At 62.3% G+C, this 7,596-nt stretch carries 1 protein-coding gene; it reads right to left on the reverse strand.

Annotation, left to right across the window (positions count from 1 at the left end):
- Positions 1-7,596, reverse strand: a 7,596-nt coding sequence (locus CKW38_RS22195) for an immunoglobulin-like domain-containing protein (RefSeq protein ID WP_371857973.1), incomplete at both ends; no start/stop codon positions are given.

A 7,596-nucleotide genomic window follows, 5' to 3' on the forward strand; every position in this document is an offset into this window, starting at 1 on the left:
ACGTTCGTGCTGACCGGCGTTTTGTCAGCCACGAGGTTTTCGAAGTTACCGCCGGTCACGTCGGTGATCGCGTTGGTCAGCGGTGCATGGCCGGTCAACACGTCGTTTGGCGCAGTAGTGGTCGCGGTGCCGGTGGTCTGGCCAACACCGATGGTGATGGTCTGACCGTTCGACAGGGTTACCACGACTGGCGAGCCAGTCACTGGCGCGCCGACGGTTGCGGTGTAGACGACATTGCCGCCTTCAGCGGCAGTGGCGGTCGCGGTCAGTTTCACCGTGGTGGTGTCGATGGTGTCGGTGACGCTGGTCACAGCCGGCGTCGTGCTCGGCACCAGGTTCTCGAAGTTACCACCGGTGGCGGTGCTGATCGTCGCCTGCACGGTGCCGGCGTCCTTGTAGACGTCGTCAGCCGGGGCTGGGACGGTCACGGTGCCAGTGGTTTTACCGGCATCGATGGTGATCACTGCGCCGTTCGACAAGGTGACGGTCACTGGCGAGCCAGCGGCGTTGGTCAGGGTCGCGGTGTAAACGATCGAGCCGCCTTCAGCCACCGAGCCAGTCGCGCTCAGCGACAGGTTCGTGGTGTCGACGGTGTCAGTCACGGTGGTGCTGACCGGAGTTTTGTCGGCAACAAGGTTCTCGTAGTTGCCGCCGGTCACGTTGGTGATCGAGTTGGTCAGTGGCGCATGACCGGTCAATGCATCGTTTGGCGCTGCGGTGGTTGCAGTGCCCGTGGTCTGGCCAACACCGATGGTGATGGTTTGACCATTGGCCAAAGTCACGACAACCGGCGAGCCGGTAACCGGTGCGCCTACGGTAGCGGTGTAGACAACGTTGCCGCCTTCAGCCGCTGTACCGGTCGCGGTCAGTTTCACCGTGGTGGTGTCGATAGTGTCCGTGACGCTGGTCACGGCCGGCGTCGTGCTCGGCACCAGGTTCTCGAAGTTGCCACCGGTGGCGTTGCTGATCGTCGCCTGCACGGTGCCGGCGTCTTTGTAGACGTCGTCGGCCGGGGCTGGAACGGTCACGGTGCCAGTGGTTTTGCCGGCCTCGATGGTGATCACGGCGCCGTTGCTCAGCGTCACGGTCACTGGCGAGCCAGCCGCGTTGGTCAGCGTTGCGGTGTAAACAATCGAACCACCCTCGGCCACTGTCCCTGTGGCGCTGAGCGACAGGTTAGTGGTGTCGACGGTGTCGGTCACGGTGGTGCTGACCGGAGTTTTGTCGGCAACAAGGTTTTCGTAGTTGCCGCCGGTCACGTTGGTGATCGAGTTGGTCAGTGGCGCATGGCCGGTCAACGCATCATTTGGTGCGGTGAAGGTCACGGTGCCGGTGGTTTTGCCGACTTCGATGGTGATGTTCTGACCATTGGCCAGCGTCACGGTGACCGGTGAACCGGTTACTGGTGCCCCAACGGTCGCGGTGTAAGTGACGGTACCGCCCTCAGCGACCGACGTATCAGCCGTCAGTTTGACGGTCGAGGTGTCGATGGTATCGGTAACTTCGGTCACGGCCGGAACAGTGCTCGGCACCAGGTTTTCGAAATTGCCGCCCGTCGCCGTCGAGATTGTCGCTTCAACTTTGCCTGCGTCTTTGTAGACGTCGTCGGCTGGCGCTGGAACAGACACGGTGCCGCTGGTTTTGCCGGCTTCGATGGTAATCACCGCACCGTTCGACAGAGTCACGGTGACTGGCGAGCCAGCTGCGTTGGTCAATGTCGCGGTATAGATGATCGAACCGCCTTCGGCCACAGAACCGGTCGCACTGAGCGACAGGTTGGTGGTGTCGACGGTGTCAGTGACCGTGGTCAAAACCGGAGTCTTGTCGGCCACCAGATTTTCGTAGTTGCCGCCAGTGACACTGGTGATCGAGTTGGTGATCGGCGCGTGGCCGGTCAGCGCATCGTTCGGCGCGGTGAAGGTTACGGTGCCAGTGGTTTTACCGACTTCGATGGTGATGTTCTGACCATTGGCCAGCGTCACGACGACAGGCGAGCCGGTTACTGGCGCACCGACAGTGGCGGTGTAGGTGACGGTGCCACCTTCAGCGGCGGTCTCGGTCGCCGTCAGTTTCACGGTCGAGGTGTCGATGGTATCGGTGACTTCGGTCACGGCCGGAACAGTGCTCGGCACCAGGTTTTCGAAGTTGCCACCGGTAGCGGTCGAAATCGTCGCTTCGACTTTGCCGGCGTCTTTGTAGACGTCATCGGCCGGAGCTGGAACGGTCACGGTGCCAGTGGTTTTACCGGCTTCGATGGTGATTACCGCGCCGTTCGACAGGGTCACCGTGACTGGCGAGCCTGCAGCGTTGGTCAGGGTTGCGGTGTAGATGATCGAACCACCTTCCGCAACGGTGCCGGTCGCAGTCAGCGACAGATTGGTGGTGTCGACGGTGTCGGTGACATTGGTCGAAACCGGCGTCTTGTCCGCCACCAGATTTTCGAAGTTGCCGCCGCTCACCTCGGTGATCGCATTGGTGATCGGCGCGTGGCCGGTCAGTGCGTCATTCGGCGCGGTGGTGGTCGCGGTGCCGGTGGTCTGGCCAACACCAATGGTGATGGTCTGACCGTTAGCCAGGGTCACGACCACAGGTGAACCAGTGACTGGCGCGCCGACGGTTGCGGTGTAAGTCACGCTGCCGCCCTCAGCCGCCGACTCGGTCGCGGTGAGTTTGACGGTGGTGGTGTCGATGGTGTCGGTGACATTGGTCACCGCCGGTACGGTGCTCGGCACCAGATTCTCGAAGTTACCACCCGTTGCATCCTTGATCGTCACTTCGACTTTGCCAGCGTCTTTGTAGACGTCATCGGCAGGTGCCGCAACGGTCACGGTGCCGGTAGTTTTGCCAGCCTCGATGGTGATCACCGAACCGTTAGACAGGGTCACGGTCACCGGGGTGCCGGCCGGGTTGGTCAGCGTCGCGGTGTAAACGATCGAACCGCCTTCAGCCACAGAATCGGTTGCGGTCAGGTTCAGGTTGGTGGTGTCGGTGGTGTCCGAAACCACGGTGTCGGCGGACTTGCCGTCGACCGCCAGTTTTTCGTAATTGCCGCCGGTGGCGCCGTCGATGGTCACGCTCAGCGAGCTGCCGCCGGCCAGTGGGCTGTTTGGCGCGACGAAGTTCACCGAACCGGTGGTTTCACCGACGGCGATGGTGATGGTCTGGCCGTTGGACAGGGTCACGACAACCGGCGAGCTGGTCACTGGCGCGGTCACGGTCGCGGTGTAGACCACGGTTTCGCCTTCAGCGACGTTCGCCGTGGCGGTCAGCGACACGGTGGAGGTGTCGATGGTGTCGTTGACGGTGGTGACGGCCGGAGTAGTGCTGGTGACGAGGTTTTCGAAGTCGCCACCGGTCGCGCCTTTGATGGTCGCTTCAACGGTGCCGGCGTCTTTGTAGACGTCGTCTTTCGGTGCGTCGACGGTGACAGTGCCAGTGGTTTTGCCAGCGTCAATGGTGATCACCGAGCCGTTGCTCAGGGTCACGGTGACTGGCGAGCCAGCAGCATTGGTCAGGGTCGCGGTGTAGGTGATCTGGCCACCCTCGTTCACCGAGCCGGTCGCGGTCAGCGACAGGTTGGTGGTGTCGACGGTGTCGGTGACGGTGGTGTTGACCGGGGTTTTGTCGGCCACGAGGTTTTCGTAGTTGCCGCCGGAAACGCCGGTGATCGAGTTGGTCAACGGAGCATGGCCAGTCAGCGCATCGTTTGGCGCGGTGGTGGTCACGGTGCCGCTGGTTTTACCCACTTCGATGGTGATGTTCTGACCATTGGCCAGGGTCACGACAACCGGCGAACCGGTGACTGGCGCGCCGACCGTCGCGGTGTAGGTGACGGTGCCACCTTCAGCCGCAGACTCGGTGGCGGTCAGTTTGACCGTCGAGGTGTCGATGGTGTCAGTGACGTCGGTTACGGCTGGCGTGGTGCTCGGAACGAGGTTCTCGAAGTTGCCGCCAGTGGCGTCCTTGATGGTCACTTCGACCTTGCCAGCGTCTTTGTAGACGTCATCGGCTGGAGCCGCCACGGTCACGGTGCCGGTGGTCTTGCCCGCTTCGATGGTGATTACCGAACCGTTCGAAAGGGTGACGGTGACTGGCGTACCGGCCGGATTGGTCAGTGTTGCGGTGTAAACGATCGAACCGCCTTCAGCCACAGTGCCGGTCGCCGTCAGCGACAGGTTGGTGGTGTCGACAGTGTCAGTAACAGTGGTCGAAACCGGGGTTTTGTCGGCGACCAGATTCTCGTAGTTACCGCCGCTCACATCAGTAATCGCGTTGGTCAGCGGCGTGTGCCCAGTCAGCGCATCGTTTGGCGCGGTGGTGGTCACGGTGCCGCTGGTTTTGCCGACCTCGATGGTGATGTTCTGGCCGTTGGCCAGGGTCACTACAACCGGAGAACCCGTCACTGGAGCACCGACGGTGGCGGTGTAAGTAACGGTGCCACCTTCAGCCGCTGACTCGGTGGCAGTCAGTTTGACCGTCGAGGTGTCGATGGTGTCAGTGACGTCGGTCACGGCCGGCACAGTGCTCGGAACGAGGTTCTCGAAGTTGCCGCCGGTAGCATCCTTGATAGTCACTTCGACCTTGCCGGCGTCTTTGTAGACGTCATCGGCCGGCGCCGGAACGGTCACGGTGCCAGTGGTTTTACCTGTCTCGATGGTGATCACCGAGCCGTTCGACAGGGTCACGGTGACAGGCGAGCCCGCCGCATTGGTCAGGGTCGCGGTGTAGATGATCGAACCGCCCTCGGCCACGGAACCGGTAGCGCTGAGCGACAGATTGGTGGTGTCGGTGCTGTCGGTCACTGTGGTGGTGATCGGGGTTTTGTCGGCGACCAGATTTTCGTAATTGCCGCCGCTCACGCCGGTGATCGAGTTGGTCAGCGGGGCCTGACCGGTCAGTGCATCGTTCGGCGCGGTGAAGGTTACGGTGCCGGTGGTCTTGCCCACTTCAATGGTGATGCTCTGACCATTGGCCAGGGTCACCACGACAGGAGAACCGGTGACCGGCGCGCCGACAGTGGCGGTATAGGTGACGGTGCCGCCTTCAGCGACCGTGGTGTCGGCCGTCAGCTTCACGGTCGAGGTGTCGATGGTGTCAGTGACTTCGGTCACGGCTGGCGTGGTGCTCGGGACCAGGTTCTCGAAGTTGCCGCCGGTGGCGTCCTTGATGGTGACTTCGACTTTGCCGGCGTCCTTGTAGACGTCATCGGCAGGCGCAGGAACAGTCACGGTGCCGGTGGTTTTGCCCGCTTCGATGGTGATCACCGAGCCGTTGCTCAGGGTCACGGTGACCGGGCTGCCAGCGGCATTGGTCAGGGTCGCGGTGTAGGTGATCTGGCCGCCTTCAGCTACGGTTCCTGTCGCGCTCAGCGTCAGGTTGGTGGTATCGACGGTGTCGGTGACGGTGGTGCTGACCGGGGTTTTGTCGGCCACGAGGTTTTCGTAATTGCCGCCGGAAACGTCGGTGATCGCGTTGGTCAACGGAGCATGGCCAGTCAGCGCATCGTTCGGCGCAGTGGTGGTCACGGTGCCGGTGGTTTTGCCGACTTCAATGGTGATGTTCTGACCGTTGGCCAGGGTCACCACGACCGGCGAACCAGTGACCGGCGCGCCGACAGTGGCAGTGTAGGTGACGGTGCCACCTTCAGCGGCCGACTCGGTGGCGGTCAGTTTGACCGTCGAGGTATCGATGGTGTCAGTTACATCGGTAACGGCTGGCGTGGTGCTCGGAACCAGATTCTCGAAGTTGCCGCCGGTAGCATCCTTGATAGTGACTTCGACCTTGCCAGCGTCTTTGTAGACGTCATCGGCTGGAGCCGGAACGGTCACGGTACCGGTGGTCTTGCCCGCTTCGATGGTGATCACCGAGCCATTGCTCAGGGTCACAGTCACCGGGGTGCCGGCCGGGTTGGTCAGGGTCGCGGTGTAAACAATCGAACCACCTTCCGCCACGGTGCCGGTCGCAGTCAGCGACAGGTTGGTGGTGTCGACAGTGTCAGTAACAGTGGTCGAAACCGGGGTTTTGTCGGCAACGAGGTTCTCGTAATTGCCACCGGAAATGTCGATGATCGCATTGGTCAGCGGAGCGTGGCCAGTCAGCGCATCGTTTGGCGCGGTAGTGGTCACGGTGCCGCTGGTTTTGCCGACTTCGATGGTGATGTTCTGGCCGTTGGCCAGGGTCACGACAACCGGCGAACCGGTGACTGGTGCGCCAACGGTGGCGGTGTAGGTGACAGTGCCACCTTCAGCCACAGTGGTGTCGGCCGTCAGCTTCACGGTCGAGGTGTCGATGGTATCAGTGACGTCGGTCACGGCAGGCGTGGTGCTTGGCACCAAGTTCTCGAAGTTGCCGCCGGTGGCGTCCTTGATGGTCACTTCGACTTTGCCGGCGTCTTTGTAAACGTCATCGGCTGGCGCAGGAACGGTCACGGTGCCAGTGGTTTTGCCGGCCTCGATGGTGATCACCGAGCCGTTGCTCAGGGTCACGGTGACAGGCGAACCGGCGGCGTTGGTCAGGGTCGCGGTGTAAGTGATCTGGCCGCCTTCAGCCACGGTGCCCGTCGCGCTCAGCGTCAGGTCGGTGGTGTCAGTGGTGTCGGTGACCGTGGTGCTGACCGGGGTTTTGTCGGCGACGAGGTCTTCGTAATTGCCGCCGCTCACGCCCGTGATTGCGTTGGTGATCGGCACGTGGCCGGTCAACGCATCGTTCGGTGCAGTGGTGGTCACGGTGCCGGTGGTTTTGCCGACTTCGATGGTGATGTTCTGACCGTTGGCCAGGGTCACGACCACAGGCGAGCCGGTAACCGGCGCGCCGACAGTGGCGGTGTAAATGACGGTGCCACCTTCAGCCGCCGACTCGGAGGCGGTCAGTTTGACGGTAGTGGTATCGACGGTATCGGTCACGTCGGTGACGGCCGGAACGGTGCTCGGAACGAGGTTTTCGAAGTTGCCGCCGGTGGCGTCCTTGATGGTCACTTCGACTTTGCCGGCGTCTTTGTAAACGTCATCGGCTGGCGCAGGAACGGTCACGGTGCCAGTGGTTTTGCCGGCCTCGATGGTGATCACCGAGCCGTTGCTCAGGGTCACGGTGACAGGCGAACCGGCGGCGTTGGTCAGGGTCGCGGTGTAAGTGATCTGGCCGCCTTCAGCCACGGTGCCCGTCGCGCTCAGCGTCAGGTCGGTGGTGTCAGTGGTGTCGGTGACCGTGGTGCTGACCGGGGTTTTGTCGGCGACGAGGTCTTCGTAATTGCCGCCGCTCACGCCCGTGATTGCGTTGGTGATCGGCACGTGGCCGGTCAACGCATCGTTCGGTGCAGTGGTGGTCACGGTGCCGGTGGTTTTGCCGACTTCGATGGTGATGTTCTGACCGTTGGCCAGGGTCACGACCACAGGCGAGCCGGTCACCGGCGCGCCGACAGTGGCGGTGTAAGTGACGGTGCCACCTTCAGCCGCCGACTCGGTGGCGGTCAGTTTGACGGTGGTGGTATCGACGGTATCGGTCACGTCGGTGACGGCCGGAACGGTGCTCGGAACGAGGTTTTCGAAGTTGCCGCCGGTGGCGTCCTTGATGGTCACTTCGACTTTGCCGGCGTCTTGG

It is taken from the genome of Pseudomonas sp. Irchel 3H7 (assembly GCF_900187605.1).
In the GTDB taxonomy this organism is placed as follows: Bacteria; Pseudomonadota; Gammaproteobacteria; order Pseudomonadales; family Pseudomonadaceae; genus Aquipseudomonas.